This window comes from Nocardia puris, from assembly GCF_036051655.1.
Taxonomy (GTDB): domain Bacteria; phylum Actinomycetota; class Actinomycetes; order Mycobacteriales; family Mycobacteriaceae; genus Nocardia; species Nocardia puris.
The window spans coordinates 6,337,111-6,354,183 of sequence record NZ_CP107943.1; the positions used below are offsets into that span (position 1 = coordinate 6,337,111).

Genomic DNA, 17,073 nt, shown 5'->3' on the forward strand with positions numbered 1-17,073 from the left:
CCGCGTGGAGGCGGCGCAATCCCGTGGCGTGGAACGGAACTCGCCGACCGGTTGCGAAGACGAATGCTTTTCGGATGCGTGAACGGCGGCCGGGGAGCATCGAACCCGAGTCAGAATAAGCGTAACTCGCAGTTACATGTAACCCTGGGTTACACATATCTTCTCTTTCGATGCGTGGATGCCGAATGGCGGAACGCCGGCGAAGGCGGCGTGACGCGTCCAACCCTACCCGACGTCGCCGCCCTCGACCAGGTATTCGGACGATCCCTGCGTCACAGCTCCGGCGCGGGATTCTCACGATCCCCGGACACCGAACCAAGCGCTTGCTACGCTCGCGCGATGATCCCCACGCTCGTCTGGGGCACGGGCAATGTCGGCCGTGCCGCCATCCGTGCCGTCGAATCCCATCCGGCGCTGGAACTGGCGGGGGTGCTCGTGCACAATCCCGCCAAGGTCGGCCGCGACGCGGGCGATCTCGCCGGCCTCGGCTACGACCTCGGCGTCACCGCGACCGACGATATCGACGCGGCGCTCGCCACCCGGCCGCGCGCCATCGTCTACGCGGCCTCCGGCGACGTCCGCCCCGACGACGCGCTGGCCGACATCCTGCGCGCGATCGGTGCGGGCGCCGCGGTCGTGACCCCCGCCCTCTACGCGCTCTACGATCCGCGCAGCGCCCCACCGGAATTGCGCGATCCGGTGCTGGCCGCCATCGCGGCGGGCGGTGGTTCGCTGTTCGTCTCCGGCATCGATCCCGGCTGGGGCAACGATGTGCTGCCACTGCTGATCAGCGGCCTGGCCGGCACCATCGACGTGCTGCGCTGCCAGGAGATCTTCGACTACTCCACCTATGACCAGCCCGACTCCGTGCGCTATCTGGTCGGCATGGGTCAGCCCATGGACTACCAGCCTCCGATGTTGCTGCCGGGTGTGCCGACCATGGTGTGGGGCGGGCAGGTCCGACTCATGGCGCGGGCGCTGGGCGTCGAGCTCGACGAGATCCGCGAGACGCTGGACCGCCGCCCGCTCGACGAGACCGTCACCACCGCGAGCATGGGCGATTTCGACGCGGGCACCCAGGGCGCGGTGCGTTTCGAGGTGCAGGGAATCGTCGGGGGCGAGCCGCGCCTCGTGATCGAGCACGTCACGCGCATCCACCCCACAGCCGCACCCGACTGGCCCACCCCGCCCGACGGCGACGGCGCGCACCGCGTGATCGTGGAGGGCCGCCCGCGCATCGAGGTCAGCGTGGAGGCCACCGACGAGGACGGAAACCGTTCCGCGGGCGGCAATGCCACCGCCGTCGGCCGTCTCGTGGGCGCCATCGACTGGCTGGTGGACGCGGAACCGGGACTGTACGACGCACTCGACGTGCCGCTGCGACCCGCGGTGGGCAAACTCGGAAGGAAGAACCCATGATCATCGACGTCCCCGAGGGCAAGGACCCGATCGGCTATGTGTGGGGAGAGATGGTCCCCGGCATCGGGATCGCCGCGTCGAGCTTCTCGCTGGCCGTGTACGAGCACAGCACGCTGGGGCTGCGCGAGTTCGAGGCGGCGCGGCTGCGCATCGCCCAGATCAACGGGTGCCTGTTCTGCCTGGACTGGCGCACCGAGCGCGACGGACAGAAGGTCGAGACCGAATTCGCCGACGCCGTGACCGAGTGGCGCACCACCGAGTTGTTCGACGACCGCACCCGTTTGGCCGCCGAATACGCCGAGCGCTACGCGACCGATCACCACAACCTCGACGAGGAGTTCTGGACACGGATGCGCGCCCACTACAGCCAGGCCGAGATCGTGGAGCTGAGCATGAGCATCGGCTCGTGGCTGGCGTTCGGCAGGCTCAACCATGTGCTCGGACTCGACGCGGTCTGCGTGCTGCCCGGCCACTGACCCCTATTTGCCCTCGCGCGTCCAGTCCACGCGGCCGAGGGTGGTCCAGTCGTTGCCCGCCCACTCCCAGAGCAGGCGGGCGACCAGCTGCGGGTCGCGCAGCTGCGCGGCGAAGAAGTGATCGGTGTGGGCGCTGTCGTGAATCTCGACGGTGTAGTTGTCGGAGCCGTCGCGGTAGGTCTGGATGAAGGTCTGCGGATCGCCGGTGCGGCTGATGATGAGGAACGGCGTCGCGGCGAGTCCGGACAGACTCGGCACCCACGCGTACAGCTGATGTTCGGTGACCGAGGTGTACTGCCGCTCGCCGCCGATGTCCACGTCGGCGACGCGCAACCCCGGCGCGGAGCGCAAGGTGTGGGCGCGCGCGTCGTAGATCTCGTAGTCGAAGCCGGTGAGGAGATCTTCGAGGAGTTGCCGCACCGGGCCCCCGGCGTCGGCCACCGCGGGATCCCTGCGCCTGCGGTCGAGTTCGTCGGCGGCCGTCACCCGCACCACGCTGCCCGCCGCCTCGATGCGCACCCTCGCGTGTGAGCGCGTGGGGGGCACGGCCGCATTCCACGCCGTCAGTCCGGGCACCAGGAGGAGGCGTAGGTCGCCGTCCAGTGGCAGATCGCGTTGCGACCGGACATACTGGGCGACCTCGCCCGGCGTGGAAACCGCCCCCGCGGGTACGACGACGTACTCGTAACTCACGTCACCAAACTAGCCCCGGCGGCTGCCCACCGCACCCCCTGGCGAAACGTGAAATCCGGCTCAGCGCAGCGGTTTCCACCGCTAACTCCCGGCTAGGCCCACCGCTAATCGATCGGCCGGGCTCAGCGCGTGGATCCGCCGCCCGCCCACGCGCACTCACCGGCCGACTGCTGCGCCTGGGTGGTCGCGGCGCCGCATCGCGCGCCGGCATCGTCACCGCCCGGCGAACGCACCGGCACCAGCCCGGCAACCGACGCGACGATGCCGACCGCCGCCAATCCGATGCCGAGATCGATGAGGATGCGGTCCAGGCGCACCCCGCCGACCGTCGGATTCCTCCACCGCCAGCTGACCGCCAGCACGAACGCCACCGCCGCGAACACCGTCAGCGCGATCCCCACACCCGCGAGCACATCCTGCACGCCATCCATCGGCACAACCCCTGTCGTCACGGCGGATCGCGCCGCGCCCCCTCGGGAGCCGTCGCGCGGACGACCCCGCCCCCAGCGTCGGGCAACCTATCGCACCCGCCGCACGGCCCGCAAGATCACCCGCACGGGTGCCGTGGTCCGGAGCGGACACGTAGCGTGGGAAGAATGAGTGAACGTCTGGTCGTCATCGGCGCCGACGCGACGGGCATGTCGTCGGCCTCCCAGGCGCGGCGGATGGCCGGGCCGGCGGATCTCGAGATCGTCGTGTTCGAGCGCGGGGGCTTCAGCTCCTACTCCGCGTGCGGGATTCCGTACTGGGTGGGCGGCATCGTGGCGCACCGCGATCATCTGATCGCGCGCACCCCCGAGGAACATCGCGCCCGCGACATCGACCTGCGCACCCGCACCGAGGTCGTCGAGATCGATGTGCCGGGGCGCCGCGTGCGCGCCAGGAACCGCGACACGGGCGCGGAGGAGTGGACGGCCTACGACAAGCTGGTCATCGCGACCGGCGCGCGGCCCATCCGCCCGCCGCTGCCGGGTATCGACGCCGCCGGCGTGCACGGCGTGCAAACCCTCGACGACGGACAGGCGCTGATCGAGACGCTGGAGGCCACCGAGGGCAAGCGAGCCGTCGTGGTGGGCGCGGGCTATATCGGCGTCGAGATGGCCGAGGCGCTCATCACGCGCGGCTACGAGGTCACGATGGTCAGCCGGGGCACCGAGCCGATGTCGAGCCTGGACCCCGATATGGGGGCGCTGATCCGGAAAGCCATGTCCGGCATGGGCATCGACGTCGTCTGCGACGCGGAGGTCACCGAGATCCGCATCGACGAGTCGGGCCGGGCGCGCGCGGTGGTCACCGAGGACGCCGAATACCCCGCCGACGTGGTGGTGCTCGGTATCGGCGTGCAGCCGGAGACGGCGCTCGCCCGTGCGGCCGGGCTGCCGCTCGGCGAGCACGGCGGCCTGCTGACCGATCTGTCGATGCGGGTGCGCGGACACGAGAACATCTGGGCGGGCGGCGATTGCGTGGAGGTGCTGGACCTGGTGTCGGGCCGGATGCGCCACATCCCGCTCGGCACCCACGCGAACAAGCACGGCCAGATCATCGGCGCGGGCATCGGTGGCGGCTACGGCACGTTCCCGGGCGTGGTGGGCACGGCGGTGAGCAAGGTGTGCGATCTGGAAGTCGCGCGGACCGGGCTGCTCGAGGCCGAAGCCCGCGAGTCCGGGTTGCAGTTCGTCACCGTGACGATCGAATCCACCAGCCGCTCCGGCTATTTCCCGGAGGCCGCGCCGATGACGGTGAAGATGCTCGCCGAGCGCCGCACCGGCCGGCTCCTCGGCGTGCAGATCGTGGGCCGCGAGGGCGCCGCCAAACGCGTCGACATCGCCGCCGTCGCCCTCACCGCCCGCATGACCGTCGAGCAGATGACCGCCCTCGACCTCGGCTACGCCCCACCCTTCTCCCCGGTGTGGGACCCGGTCCTGGTGGCGGCGCGCAAGGCTGTCGCGGCGGTCGCCAAACGCGGCTGAGGCGCCGCCCGATCGGCGACCCCCGATCGGGCGCGTGCTGGTTCACGGTGAACTATCGAACCGGTGCGGCACTACTCGACGCTGCCGCCCTGTTCCGGGGAGCAGCCCGTTCGCCGCGATCGTCAGCAAGGTCTCGGCGCGCGCCACCGGATTCGGCAGGGACTCGGTCGCCGACACGATTCCGTTGACGAGCTGACATCGTCGACCGTGGTGCCCTGAGCGGCCGCACCCTCCCGCTGGGCACGGTCGAGCAAGCGCATGTTGCGGACGCGGTGCGCGAGCCGGGTGCTACGCCGCGCGGCGATTGATCGCTACGACCGGGATGACGCGGTCGGTCTTCTCGCGGTAGGTGCCGAAGTCGGTGTGCCGTGCGACCATGCGGTCGTAGAGCCGGTCACGTTCCGCGCCGGTGACGAATTCCGCTTCGGCGTCGAACTTTTCGGTGCCGACTTCCACGGTCAGTTCCGGGGTCGCACGCAAGTTGTGATACCAGGCCGGGTGTTTGTCGGAGCCGCCGTTGGAGGCGATGAGGACGAGGCGATCACCGTCGGGCAGGAAGACCAGGGGAGTCGTGATGCGACGTCCCGATTTCGCGCCGGTGGTGGTGATGAGCACCATGTTGTCGCGGCCCTCGAAGTGGCCGCCGACCCGTCCGCCGTTCGCGCGGAACTCCTCGATCACGCGTGCGTTGAAATCGTTCACCCCACGCCCAACGGGATTGCGGCCGGAGAATATTCCGCTCAGTCCGTCGGGTCCAGCAAGCCGGTCTTGCCGAACATGGCGGCGGCGTCGCGGGCGGACGGCGTGCCCGCGTCCGGATCGGCGCCCGCCGCCAGCAGCAGGCGGACGATCTCGTCCTCGCCCTTGAACACCGCGCCCGCCAGCGGGGTCTGGCCGCGGTCGTTCGCCCGGTCGGGGTCGGCGCCCCGCTCGAGCAGGGCGGCGACGGCGTCGCGGCGCCCGTGGTAGGCGGCCAGCATGACCAGCGTGTCGCCGCGGTCGTTGGTGAGGTCGGCGGGCACACCCGCGTCGAGGTAGGCGGCCAGCGTGTCGGCATCGCCCGTGCGCGCGAGGTCGAACACCGCGCCGGCCAGTTCGATCACTTTCTCCGCGTCGGGATCGTCAGCGCTCACCCACCCTTCCTACCAGGTTCGCCGCGGTCGAGCCCGGATCAGAGCCCGGCCGCCTCGAGCGCCGCCTCGTAGAGGTCGGTGGCTTCTTCGCGCGAACGCCCCTCGTCCAAGGCGTTCTGGAACACCTGGAGCAACTCCTCGCCCCGCTCATCGAAGCGCGCGGTCCACACCTCGGCGTCCTGGCGCCAGTAGCCGACGATGTCGTAGCGGTCGCGGGTCCACCCCAGCGCCTCGAGGTGCTTCTTGGCGGCGCGGGTGTCGGCGGACTCGCCCGACAGCCAGCAGTACGCGTCGCCGGACAGGTCGATCTCGGCCAGCGTCGAGGCCAGCTGCGTGCGCGCGACGCCGTTGCCGGTGCCGACGAGCTCCACGATCTCGGCGTTCGGATGCTCGGGGAGATAAGCGATTTCGCTGCGGTCCAGCACCTCGGCGACCACGGTGACGCGCACCGAAGGATCGGTCTGCTCGAGGATGCGGGCCAGCGCCGGCAGCGCCGCCAGATCCCCGGCGAGGATGTGGTGGGCGGCCCGCGGGGGCGAATACCAGGACCGCGGCCCGGCGCCCAGCACCCGCCAGCCGGGTTCGGCGGCGCGCAGCCAGTCGATCGCCGGACCGTGCGCGTGCTCGGCGAAGTCGACCACCATCTCACGGGTCTCGGGGTCGTAGGAGCGGACGGTGTAGTTGCGGTGGCCGGTGCTGCGTTCCTCGTCGGCGATCTCCCAGCCGCCCAAGGCATTCGGGCGCTCGCTGGCGCGGGCGTGCAGCTCCTCGCCGTCGCGGGAGAAGTAGAAGGCCACGGACTCGTCACCCGGCTGGATCGGAACGTAACCGCGCCCGGTGCCCGGGCCGATCTCGAGGCGGGCGCGCAGCAGGTTGGCCGCGACTCGTTCGCGGGCGAGGAGGCCGGCAACGAAGTTATCCCATTTCATCAGCTCAGGCTAACCTAACTTTCGGCCGAGGTGGGTGGTGAGGACCCTACTGGTCGGCGACAAGCTTCCGGTAGAGCACGCTGAAGTCCAGCGAATCGGCCGGGTCCGTCCGGGGGTGCGCGGTGCGGTCGACCTGGCGGTGCAGGGCTTCCATCTTCTCGTCGAGCTGGGTCGCCACCTCGGCGGCCTGCGCCAGGTCGGTGCGGAGATTCGGCGGCACTTCGCCCCGGTACTTGTAGTAGATCTTGTGCTCGAGGCTGGCCCAGAAGTCCATGGCGATGGTGCGGATCTGGATCTCGACCGGGACGCGCTCGGTGCGGTCGGACCGGAACACCGGGATCGACACGATCAGGTGCAGGCTCTGGTAGCCGTTCGGCTTGCGGTGGGTGATGTAGTCGCGCTCCTCGAGGAGGGTGATGTCCTCCTGGCCGACCAGCATGTCGCGGATCTTGCGGATATCGGAGATGAAGCTGCACACCACCCGCACGCCGGCGATGTCGAGCACGTTCTCCCGGATCGAGGCCAGATCCATCGCGTAGTTCTTGCGCTGGACCTTCTCCAGCACGCTCTCCGGGGACTTGAGCCGCGAACCCACGTGCTCGATGGGGTTGTACTCGTGGGTGTTGTTGAAGTCCTCACGCAAGATATTGATCTTGGTGGTGATCTCCTCGATCGCGAACTTGTAGCCGAGCATGAAGTCGACGAACTGCTCCCGGAGCCCGCGTACCTCGTCCACACTCACCCACCCGTTGCCAGCAGGTGCTTCGTCCGGGGTCGAGGTGGGCTGCCAGGGTTTCATCGACCCCATTGTGCCATCGCCGAGCGTTTGCCCACGTCGCGCCGGGGTTCGGTGAGTCGTCCGCCGGATCGAGCGTTGATCGCGGGGGTGGTGCCGTGGGTTCAACCGCCCGGGGGAGTGAACCTGCGGCCTTCGGGGCGTCGGTGGCTGGATCGGGTTCGCCGGGCCACGTGGATGGTCAAGAGACGACGGCGTTGACACTGTTGGTTGTGCGGTCGAATACTTCCGGTGTCATCTGCTGCTCGGACAGCCGCCGGCGGATCATCTGCGTACCTACGAAACCGAGCTCGAGCTGAGTCGATCGGTGATCGACGGTCCCGTCATCCTCACCGTGACGGGCATGCTGGTGACGGGCGTCGCCTTCACCGCGATTCGGTTCATGGGCAAGAACCGGTCCGCCACGATCGTTGTATTGGGCATCGGCGCGCTCGTTTTCCTACTGACATTGGTCGTCGCGGGAACAGCGGAGGAGCGGCGGCAGGATCGATGGCGAGCGGAGCAGGCCGCCGCGTTCGCCGAGCAGTGGGATATCCGTGCGAGAGACAACGCGGAACTACCTGGCGGCCAATTGTTTTGGGCGAGGACCATTGAGGTCGATATCAGTGGTCGGACGACATACTGTTCGCTCACCGCGTTGCGCAGGGACCGCGAGACCGGAATGTGGGCCAGTCCGGCCGACCTCAGCCGGTCACTCAGCCGATACACGAAACTCCGGCTCGACTGCGCGGACTGATCGAGCGCCCTCGACCGAACACCCGGCCCACCGCCCGTTACCCAACGGCAGGGTGGGGATGGGGCTGCGACGTGTGCGGGCTCCCCGAAAAGGTGCAACCACTCCGACACGGGACCACATCTGCACGGGGGTCCGGGGGCGCAGCCCGCCGGGCGGGGCGTGGGGGCTGCGCCCCCACAAAACACGACGAAACGATGCCAGGCCCATGCTCTCCATGAGCATGGGCCTGGCATCGAGTTTCGTGTCCGGAGAGGGAGTTGACCACTACGCACACGTGCTGCATCAGCAGAAACTGTTGGTCATCGGCGGTTGACTTCTGGAAGCTGTCGCAGGTTCGTTCCACTGGCAGGGCACATCCAACATGGGAACGGGGATGACCTGCGGATTCGCCGCCGGTCCCCTGATCATCGGCCAATAGCGGTGCCCGCTTCAATCCGGACTCGGTGTGGGACTTGATAGCCTCACTCAGAACAGCGGGAGCTGGTCCGGGCCCGGTGGCCTGCTGCGCCGGGTGGGTCGGCGACCGGTGGATGGAGTTGGTGGTTTCCTCGGATCGAAGGGTGGACGGTCTGTTGCGGAGCGCTGGGGGTGGTGTGGCTGTCGCGGCGGCGGTGCAGTTGTCGGTGACAGTGGGGCGATTCGGGGCGTGGGTGGTCGCGTCGGCGCGCAGGTCTGGATATCGGCCGGGGCCGTGTACGGGAGAAGAGTGTCGCCGCAGTTACCACACTGCACATGCTGATATGGCCCGCTGGGTCGCCGCAGCCGAGGCGAGTCCTGATAGGCAGGAACATGCCCGGCGCGCATGAATGCGTTCTCGAGTTCGATCCAGTTCAGCTGAGCGACTGCTGCACGGTTCTCGGCGGGCCGGCGAGGTTCGGTGACGCTGTTGATGATGCGAGCATCGGGAGGCATCTGCGGAACCCGGCGTGGAGCGGACAACGATGCCGCTTGTTCCCGTCGACGGTCGAGCTGTCGTCGTGCCTCGGCACGCTCGTTTTCGCTTCGGAGTTCGAGCGCGATCGATCGCCACATGGCCGCAGGGACCGTGATGCCCTGGTAGGTCAGCTCGAGATCCTCGAGGCGATAACGATGAGCGATCAGCTCATCACCCACGCACGGCGGCAGATGCGGTACGCGATAGGTGATGTCGTGTCCGTTTCGCGGTTCTGCCTGTTGGTTTCGGTGCGGCGCGCCGATTGACAGCGTGACCGAACGCTGAGCAGGGTCGAACGACCACAGCTGCTGGGGACCGTCGGGATCGCTGAATACTATCCAGTGCGGGCGACTTTCGGGACGCCACAACCAGACATCGACCACACCGTTGCGTCGGTAGTCGTCGTGCCTGCGGGTCCATTCCTCATCGGTCAGCGGGCCGCCCTGGACCTCGAGAGCAACCTCACGGCCATCGCCGAAGACGACACGGACATCGGAGCGGCGCTCATGGTCGGGCAGCCATGCCTCGATGCGGGCCTCGACGACATCCGGCTGCGTCCGAGCCCATCGAGCCAGCATCGCCTTACCGTTGAAGTGCCACAACGTCTCCGGGTGATGATCACCGCCCGGCGGGGCGTATCCCGGTGGGTGAGCGAAGTGTGGACGGCGAATTCCGCCCAGCCGTGCCCGGACCACGACGGGCACTCTTCGACCGAGTTCGGCGTAGCACATGGCACACACCAATGTGCGGTCCCCGGCCAGGCTTTTGCGCTTGAGCGCACGTACATAGGGGTCTGCCGGATCAGTCGGTGCGGACACGTACTGCCCACCCATGAGATCGAGCGCGACCAAGAATCGGTTGGAGGAACTCATCCGAAAAATCCTTGTCGAATAGACGGTCAGCCTTCCCGTGCACACGGGAAAGCCACGGTGGCCGCGCTATTCGAAGAAAGATTTGGATTCGGCTGAGTTCGAAGTCGAGGAGCCTGCAACGGCTGAAATATCAGTTTGGGGTATGCATCGCCGAGTAGGTGGGGTGATTGACTGTGCTGTGCGGCCTACGATCCACGGTAGATCCTGCGGACGCATCTGTCGACAACGGTTGCTGTTGAGGACATCTCAGTGCCGAATAGGTTCGCTATGAGACATGCAGAGCCGAGGTCGGCGCAGAAGGCCATCACTGAGGCTGATGTGGCGTCACTCGAGCTTCTGCGATGCGGTGACGAGTGCTGCGATGTCGTTGCCGGCAAGCCAACTAGGCGACGTTGAACGTACTCCTGCCCGTAGGGCGCAAGCCAATGCACTTAACAGCTGCCGTCACCGCGGTGAAGTCGGACGCGTGACAGACGCTGAGCGAGCTGTTGCGCTCCGCAGCATCGACACAGCTTCGCACTTGTGCCGCCGATGTGCGTGGAAGAGACCGCTTGAGCCGACTGTCCTCAGGGCAGGACGTCAGTGCCTATCCCCGACCGTCGTTCTGGCTGACATCCTGGTGATGAATCGTTTCGGACCTATTCTGGAATGAGCACGGTGACCACGAGGGGCTGCTGCAGGATCGGGTGACAGTGGTTAGGCAGCTTGTCGGGCTGCTGGGGACATGATGGTTTCGAATTCGATGGGGGTCAACCGGCCGAGTCGAGCCTGGCGGCGTCGGCGGTGGTAGGTGCGTTCGATCCAGGTGACGATCGCGATCCGCAACTGCTCGCGGGTGTCCCAACGCTGCCGGTTCAACACGTTGCGTTGCAGCAGGCTGAAGAAGCTTTCCATGGCCGCGTTGTCACCGGCGGAACCCACACGACCCATGGACCCGATCATGTGGTGACGGTTGAGCGTATGGACGAATCTTCGTGAGCGAAACTGACTTCCGCGGTCGGTGTGCAGAATGCAACCGGCGACATCACCGCGGCGGGCGACTGCATTGTTCAGCGCGGTGACCGCGAGTCGGGACTTCATCCGTGAATCGATCGAGTAGCCGATGATCCGGTTGGAGAAGACATCTTTGATCGCGCACAAATACAGCTTGCCTTCACCGGTGTGATGTTCGGTGATATCGCTGAGCCACAGGCGATTTGGTGCGTCGCTGCGGAAGTTCCGCCGCACCAGATCGTCATGGACGGGTGGCCCGGGTCTGCCGTTCTTGCCGCGCCGAGGCTTGCCGAACGCACTCCACCACCGATTGCGCGAGCAGATCCGCCACGCGGTCCGCTCGGCCATCGTTTCCCCGGCCTCACGGGCCTCGTCGGCGAGAAATCGGTACCCGAACTCCGGATCATCGTGGTGCGCGTCGAACAAGGCGTTGGCCCGATACGCCTCGGCGACCTCGCCAGTGGTGACCGGTTCGGCCAACCACCGGTAGTAGGGCTGGCGAGCGAGCTGCAGCACCCGACACGTCACCGCCACAGGGATACCTTCGGCGGCAAGCTCTTTCACGAGCGGGTAGAGCCTTTTCCCGGAATCTGTGCCTGCGACAGATACGCCGCGGCGCGGCGCAGGACCTCGTTCTCCTGCTCCAACAGGCGAATCCGGCGACGGGCATCCCGCAACTCGGCCGACTCGCTGCGCGTGGTCCCGGGCTTGTTCCCGTCATCGATCTCGGCTTGGCGCATCCATTTCGACAACGTCATCGGATGAACCCCGAAATCGGCCGCGACCTGCTCCAGGGTCACCCCGTCGTCGCGGTTGCGAGCGACCCGCACGACGTCGTCGCGGAACTCTTTCGGATACGGCTTGGGCACTGTGACATCCTCTCAAGCCTGCCGCTCGGCAAGCCACCTCGGTTGTCACCCACCCCTGCAGCAGCCCCCGACCGGGGTGGGTGAACTGTGATGGCGGTGGCGGACAAGCATTCATCGAAGGTGGCGATGTCGCGTGCGCGTCACCCGGGGACGGGCAGGATTCTGCTCGCCTCCGAGATCGCCGAGTTCGGGGATTCGTGGCCGAAGCCATTGGCCTGCTACACCATCGGGTGCGGAGCGCTAGTGCATCCGGTCGCCGAGATACCGCGTACGGAGAAGACTCACGGGCGCGCGGCATACTACGCCCGCAATCCTTCACGTGGTGGCCGCCCCAACGATCACAGCCCGCACTGTGTGTACAACCTCACCCAAATCATCACGGTCCTCACCGAGAACAGTGGTGGGCAGTTGCGTCGGGATCGGCCGGTGACCAATCCGGAGACCGGTGCGATCGTTCCGGTGTATCGGCTTCCGTGGCCGCAGACCTTCGCACCTACCGTGCGCACGGCGGTCGCGGAGGCAACGAGCCCGGAAGGTGCGGTGTTCGCCGAGCGGGGGACGAAGCTGCTGAACACGGCCGCCAAGATCGCCGAACTCCTCGACAAGTACCGTGAGATGGGCGAACACCCGGAGGTCGAATTCCGTGCCACCTGCAACGGCCGCGACGTCGAGTGGCCGAATTTCCTGTACACGCCGCAGCGCACGCACACGCTGGCCCGCAACATGCGCCGGACGCAGTTGGCCCACCCTGTAGCGGTGATCTTCCGGCCCCGAACTTACGGCGTCGTGGCTCGGCGTGACTGGGCGTGGGTGCGGGCTGATGTCGCCACACTGGACGGCGATGACGGGACGGAGATGTTGTTCGTCTGTGGGGCGCGGGGATTGGTGGACGAGGCGTTCGATCGCCGTGCTCGTGCGATCAGCGCACGGATGTATATCGGGTTCGGGATGTGGAGCATGGTCAGCCGTGACAGCCGACCCGGGAGACTGACATTGGATCTTATCGACGGATCGTTGATCGCCGAACTTCCCAGTGGCATCGATCGCGAGGTCCTGCACCGGTGGAGCGCGTTCCGCGCCGTCCCGGAATGAACTCGAGACCTCTGAGGCGCCGATGGCACGCAGGCAGGCATGAGACGAGCCCGGACAGTGCACTGTCCGATGACGCACAGCCACAGGTGAAATGTCATGCGGAAGTTGTGGTACATCGACTTCCCGGCGATGACGTTACGGTCCGGAGGGGTATCGCACGAGAGGGGAGTCGGGCCACTACGCGCACGTGCTTCGTCGACGCCAGGTGCTGACCTTGGCTTGAGTGGCTGACTGGCGCATCCGTCGGTGCAGCGGCATCGGCCGAACACAGGTCACGGGACAGGATGCGCGCCCGCCGGTCTCCGGTGCGTCCTTCACCGCCTTGGCTACTGTCCGGTCTGCCAGCCTTATCGCAATGGGCCCAGCGTTTGTTTCCCGGGATGCATGCTGATGTTCTGGAGGACTTCGACAGATACGCGAACAGCCGCGCCGGATTACTTGCGCCACTATCTCAGCGCAACGGACGATGGGTAGGCGCTCTCACGGCTGGAACCTTTCAGACGTTTCTCGGCGAAGTCCTGTCATGCCTCGCTACTGTTCTGGCATGGGTGATCTCGTCGATGATGCCGGCGCACGATACGAGCTGTTGGCGTGGCGTGACCGTATCCAGACGGCGCCCACCCTTCCCGGCTCCGGCGAGCAGTGGATCAAAAGATTACCGCTACTCCTAGAAGTCTTGGCCGGTGCGACTGACGCCGACGAGACCATCAATGTGCCCGGGTTCGACGAACCCCTGGACATAGCAGAGGTGGTCAAGAAGTTGGGGCCCAGCCTCGTCACACGCCGCAACGGTCGAGTGGTGCTCACCGATGGCGCGAAGCAGTGGATACAGGCCGCTGATGCGCAGCAACTCATTCTTCATATCCATCGGCATGTGCGGCTGGTAGGCGAACTGCTGGCACTGTTGAGTGACGGACCACGCTCGCACGATGAGCTTCGCTTGCGAGCCAACAGCCGGTACGGGATGAACTGGACCGCACTGGACCAGCTCCGGAGAAGGACAACCTGGCTGCGCGGGTCCGGGCACGTCGAACTCTATGACGGCAAAGTGCATCTGACCGAGACTGGCGCAGCGCTGCTGGACTGGATTCCTCTTGGTGATCCGGAGACCGGGGAGTTGGACACAGCAGCGTCGGTGGCGTGCGCACCCCCTGTGATCGACCGGATCCTCGAGCCCCTTCACGCGGGCAACCATGAAGGGCGATCCGAAGCGCGAAGTCTGTACCTCCCAAGCCCAGAAGGGGTGGGGCCGACAGAGGTACTCAAAGCAGCTGTTCGTGTTGCTGTCCCCATGGCCGTTGAGGGTGATCTGGACAAGCTGTTCCAGCAGTATGGGCTTGCCGAAGCATCCGCTCGACAGGCACGGGCGTCTTTGAGGTTGCTCGGGCTCATCGAACGGGCGGGGCTGGGGCGATGGTCTGCAACCGGTCCAGCCGTGGCATGGTTGGAGAGCAACGACGACGTCGACCTCATTCGCATCGTCCACTCCTGTGTCTGGTTCGTCGGCGAGATCCTTTACGAACTGCAAGACGGCCCGGCCGACGCCGCAACTCTGGCGGCACAGAGCACCAAGTACGGCCGCGATGCACTCCGAGTGCCGGGCTTACGTACACGATTCATTTTGATGCGCGAGTGCGGACTCGTCGAAAAGTACGACCACCAGCGCTACCAGCTCACGCCCGCAGGCAAAGCTTTCCTTGCCGACCTGCCGAACGCGAGCCGGATCGAATCCTCCTCGGAGCCAACAAAACCGACCGACGAACCAATACCTACCGAGTTAACACTCGATGATGCGTCGCTAGTTGCGAGCGAACTGATCGACGCGATGCGCGACAGCCGCCACCCGACCCGCTTCGAGAGAGCGATCCACGACGCACTGAGCTACCTCCACCTCGAAGTTGAGCACTTATCAGGTCCCGCTCGAACTGATCTCGCCGCAACCCTGCTACTACCTTCAGCAGGGGTCGTCCTGGCGGTTGAAGCGAAGACCTCCGCAGATGGGCCGGTGTCCGATCGCGATGTCAGTTTCCAGGGCCTTCGAGAACATCGAGAAAAGATCAATGCTTCGACGACGATTCTCATCGGTCCCGAGTTCCATCGACGAATCCATGCCGAAGCCGCTGCCGATCCGCACCTTGCGGTCCTGCACGCCCAGACCCTCGCTGATGCGGTCCTATGGCACGCTCGGACGCCGTTCTCACCGCATCAGCTACAGGTGCTTTTCGACGCCGAGATGCCCGCCGAGGCGCGAGGCATCGCGCTTCAACGCCACCACGATGAGCGCACGCAGCTTCTGGCGGTTCTCGCCGCCGTAATTACGCAGCTCGACCTCGAGAGGCGCGACGAGAACCCCATGTACGAAGGGGCATGGTTGGGCCCCAACGAATTACGCCGTGACCTGCGTAAGCTCGGCGCCCCGCATGACATCGTCGTACAGGCATTGCAACTGCTATCGTCACCGTTCATTGGCGTGGTTGAGGAACGCAAGGGACGCTACCGCCTCGCTGGCCCCACTCAACTTATTTCAGCACGGCTCCAATCCGTAATAAGTAATATTCAATGAATCAAATGATGTAGGCATTGTATCATTTTCATGATAATTGAGGTCGAAATTCAAGAAATGGAGTGACTGATCAAACGCGTCGTTATTGGCTCGTGTTGCAACTGAAACGTCGTGGGCTGGCCGCGGTTCGACAGCCCGCCCTGTCACTGTGATCCCATGTCGCCTTTCGCGCTTATAACACGCCTATTGTCGGGGATGTGGTGGAGGAGAGCGATTAGCTCCTGGTCCTGGTGCGGATTTCGGGCGGGCCAGCTCCCTGCCCGTCCTGCGGTTCGGAGTCCGGCCGAGTTCACAGCTATCACGAACGCTCCCTCACCGACGTTCCGGTGGATGCCCGGGGCGGCGGTCACAAGGGTGCCAGTTCAGGAACTTGTCTGCCCAACTACGCACAACTGCAGCTTGTTTCGAGAACAGAATCGCCTGGTGTGGTGGGACGTTACCAGCGGCGGACTGTTCGCACGACCCAGCAGGTGCGCGCAGCGGTGTGGGAGCTGGCCGGGTGAGCTGCCACACCGCTGCTGCCGCGGCTGACGGTGCGGTTGTCCCGCCATCTCAAGGACAGTGCCAACTTGATTCAGGATCAGATCGACGCCGTGCTCGACATTCTTGGCTCCGAAGCAAGTCTCGTCCTAGATGCCCTGGGTAGGGATCGTTTACGGGCGGTGACCTGCTCAGATCGAATGTGTCATACCTACCCGGTATGGTCTGCGTGTGGCATGCATGGATGGACTTCGTCTGGTCACCACGCGCTGTTCTTATATCGCGCCGACATTCGCTGGGAGTGGGTGTCTAGCGCTGCACGGGAGCGGGCGTATCGAGTTCATCGACGAGTGTCCGCTTTGTGTCGATTTGTAGCCGATGAGGCTTGACCCCAAACGATTCACTAATCGAGTATCGAGCTTTACGCGCTGTGCCCGCGCGTCGGTCGAGGCCGTCTGTGGGCCTGCGGCGGGAAACGGACAGCGATGGCAGTATCACGTTCACTTCTGGCAGATCACCCAGGGGTGGCCGCCGAGTGGGACTTCGACCGGAACCTGAAAGGGCCTGGCGAGGTAACGTCGGGGAGTAATCTCAACGCGCACTGGAAGTGTCGCGCGCACGGGCACCGGTGGCAGGCGACGGTGGCCAACCGTACGCGTAAGGGATATGGGTGCCCGATCTGCAGTGGCAAGAAGGTCCTGGCCGGCTACAACGATCTCGCTACCCGGCATCCTGATCTTGCGGCGGAGTGGGATCACGACTCGAACGGTGATCTCACGCCCGATCAGGTGGCTCCTGGATCGGGCAAGAAGGTTGGCTGGACGTGCCTCGCGCATGGACATCAATGGGAGGCCAGTCCGAATAGTCGTACGACTAGCGGAACTGGTTGCCCATACTGCGCGGGTAATGCGGTGCTCGCGGGTTTCAATGACTTTGCCTCCGCCTATTCAGCGCTCGCCGCGGAGTGGGATGACGACGCCAACGGAGAGCTGAGACCTGATCAGGTAACACCCACATCGGGAAGGAAGGTGTACTGGAGGTGTGCGCGGTTCGGCCATCAATGGCTGGCCACGGTGGGGAGTCGAACCTCAAGTGGTACTGGGTGCCCGGTGTGTTCG

14 protein-coding genes and 1 pseudogene are annotated in these 17,073 nt (G+C 65.7%); 7 read left to right on the forward strand and 8 right to left on the reverse strand.

Going from position 1 to position 17,073, the window contains the following annotated elements; all coding sequences use genetic code 11:
• Nucleotides 1-339 precede the first annotated feature (339 nt).
• The gene (locus OHB21_RS29345; protein ID WP_067501451.1) at nt 340-1,419 is read left to right on the forward strand and encodes an NAD(P)H-dependent amine dehydrogenase family protein; all 1,080 of its coding nucleotides are present in this window, start codon (nt 340-342) and stop codon (nt 1,417-1,419) included.
• Entirely contained in the window at nt 1,416-1,895 is a 480-nt protein-coding gene (locus OHB21_RS29350; RefSeq protein ID WP_067501448.1) for a carboxymuconolactone decarboxylase family protein, read from the forward strand. Before OHB21_RS29345 ends, OHB21_RS29350 begins: the two co-directional genes overlap by 4 nt.
• A 3-nt stretch (nt 1,896-1,898) precedes the next feature.
• Here OHB21_RS29350 and OHB21_RS29355 read toward each other — a convergent pair whose 3' ends face one another.
• Together OHB21_RS29355 and OHB21_RS29360 are read right to left on the reverse strand one after the other, a co-directional pair.
• Nucleotides 1,899-2,588, reverse strand: coding sequence for a hypothetical protein (locus OHB21_RS29355; RefSeq protein ID WP_067501445.1), 690 nt, complete (start codon nt 2,586-2,588; stop codon nt 1,899-1,901).
• Nucleotides 2,589-2,710: 122 nt separating this feature from the next.
• A complete protein-coding gene (locus tag OHB21_RS29360) occupies nt 2,711-3,019 on the reverse strand; it encodes a hypothetical protein (RefSeq protein ID WP_067501442.1) in 309 nt (102 codons plus the stop codon).
• Nucleotides 3,020-3,184: 165 nt separating this feature from the next.
• Here OHB21_RS29360 and OHB21_RS29365 point away from each other — a divergent pair, with 165 nt between their 5' ends.
• Nucleotides 3,185-4,558, forward strand: a complete 1,374-nt coding sequence (locus OHB21_RS29365) for an FAD-dependent oxidoreductase (protein WP_067501439.1) — start codon at nt 3,185-3,187, stop codon at nt 4,556-4,558.
• A 288-nt stretch (nt 4,559-4,846) separates the two neighbouring features.
• Here the strand turns inward: OHB21_RS29365 and OHB21_RS29370 are convergent, their stop codons facing one another.
• Genes OHB21_RS29370 through OHB21_RS29385 form a run of 4 tightly spaced genes read right to left on the reverse strand, consistent with a single transcriptional unit; the run spans nt 4,847 to nt 7,419 of the window.
• Complete coding sequence (locus tag OHB21_RS29370; RefSeq protein WP_195124256.1) at nt 4,847-5,260, reverse strand: nitroreductase family deazaflavin-dependent oxidoreductase; 414 nt, start codon at nt 5,258-5,260, stop codon at nt 4,847-4,849.
• 38 nt (nt 5,261-5,298) lie between these two features.
• Nucleotides 5,299-5,691, reverse strand: coding sequence for an ankyrin repeat domain-containing protein (locus OHB21_RS29375; protein ID WP_067501433.1), 393 nt, complete (start codon nt 5,689-5,691; stop codon nt 5,299-5,301).
• Between the two features lie 38 nt (nt 5,692-5,729).
• Entirely contained in the window at nt 5,730-6,620 is an 891-nt protein-coding gene (locus OHB21_RS29380; RefSeq protein WP_067501430.1) for a siderophore-interacting protein, read from the reverse strand.
• 46 nt (nt 6,621-6,666) lie between these two features.
• Nucleotides 6,667-7,419, reverse strand: a complete 753-nt coding sequence (locus tag OHB21_RS29385) for a GTP pyrophosphokinase (protein ID WP_170160717.1) — start codon at nt 7,417-7,419, stop codon at nt 6,667-6,669.
• 304 nt (nt 7,420-7,723) lie between these two features.
• Here OHB21_RS29385 and OHB21_RS29390 point away from each other — a divergent pair, with 304 nt between their 5' ends.
• The gene (locus OHB21_RS29390; protein WP_195124257.1) at nt 7,724-8,152 is read left to right on the forward strand and encodes a hypothetical protein; all 429 of its coding nucleotides are present in this window, start codon (nt 7,724-7,726) and stop codon (nt 8,150-8,152) included.
• 465 nt (nt 8,153-8,617) lie between these two features.
• Here OHB21_RS29390 and OHB21_RS29395 read toward each other — a convergent pair whose 3' ends face one another.
• Both OHB21_RS29395 and OHB21_RS29400 read right to left on the reverse strand, forming a co-directional pair.
• Complete coding sequence (locus tag OHB21_RS29395; RefSeq protein ID WP_195124258.1) at nt 8,618-9,958, reverse strand: competence protein CoiA family protein; 1,341 nt, start codon at nt 9,956-9,958, stop codon at nt 8,618-8,620.
• A 696-nt stretch (nt 9,959-10,654) separates the two neighbouring features.
• Nucleotides 10,655-11,820, reverse strand: a protein-coding gene (locus OHB21_RS29400; RefSeq protein ID WP_195124259.1) for an IS3 family transposase whose coding sequence is annotated in 2 segments (ribosomal slippage) — nt 10,655-11,533 and nt 11,536-11,820 — 1,164 coding nt in all. Because the reading frame shifts where the segments join, the coding sequence is not laid out codon by codon here.
• Between the two features lie 426 nt (nt 11,821-12,246).
• On the opposite strand from OHB21_RS29400, the gene OHB21_RS29405 reads away from it, so the two are divergent.
• The 3 genes and pseudogenes from OHB21_RS29405 to OHB21_RS37640 form a co-directional block, all read left to right on the forward strand.
• Nucleotides 12,247-12,912: a hypothetical protein gene (locus tag OHB21_RS29405; protein WP_328436198.1), complete on the forward strand. Its 666-nt coding sequence runs from the start codon at nt 12,247-12,249 to the stop codon at nt 12,910-12,912.
• 544 nt (nt 12,913-13,456) lie between these two features.
• Complete coding sequence (locus tag OHB21_RS29410) at nt 13,457-15,475, forward strand: hypothetical protein (RefSeq protein ID WP_195124261.1); 2,019 nt, start codon at nt 13,457-13,459, stop codon at nt 15,473-15,475.
• Between the two features lie 965 nt (nt 15,476-16,440).
• Nucleotides 16,441-17,067 (forward strand): annotated as a pseudogene (locus tag OHB21_RS37640) (zinc-ribbon domain-containing protein); the annotation flags it as partial.
• Between the last annotated feature and the right edge of the window lie 6 nt (nt 17,068-17,073).

Coding starts and splice junctions, on each gene's coding strand:
- OHB21_RS29345 (WP_067501451.1), top strand. CDS start 340: ATGATCCCCACGCTCGTCTGGGGCACGGGCAATGTCGGCCGTGCCGCC.
- OHB21_RS29350 (WP_067501448.1), top strand. CDS start 1,416: ATGATCATCGACGTCCCCGAGGGCAAGGACCCGATCGGCTATGTGTGG.
- OHB21_RS29360 (WP_067501442.1), bottom strand. CDS start 3,019: ATGGATGGCGTGCAGGATGTGCTCGCGGGTGTGGGGATCGCGCTGACG.
- OHB21_RS29365 (WP_067501439.1), top strand. CDS start 3,185: ATGAGTGAACGTCTGGTCGTCATCGGCGCCGACGCGACGGGCATGTCG.
- OHB21_RS29380 (WP_067501430.1), bottom strand. CDS start 6,620: ATGAAATGGGATAACTTCGTTGCCGGCCTCCTCGCCCGCGAACGAGTC.
- OHB21_RS29385 (WP_170160717.1), bottom strand. CDS start 7,419: ATGAAACCCTGGCAGCCCACCTCGACCCCGGACGAAGCACCTGCTGGC.
- OHB21_RS29395 (WP_195124258.1), bottom strand. CDS start 9,958: ATGAGTTCCTCCAACCGATTCTTGGTCGCGCTCGATCTCATGGGTGGG.
- OHB21_RS29410 (WP_195124261.1), top strand. CDS start 13,457: ATGGGTGATCTCGTCGATGATGCCGGCGCACGATACGAGCTGTTGGCG.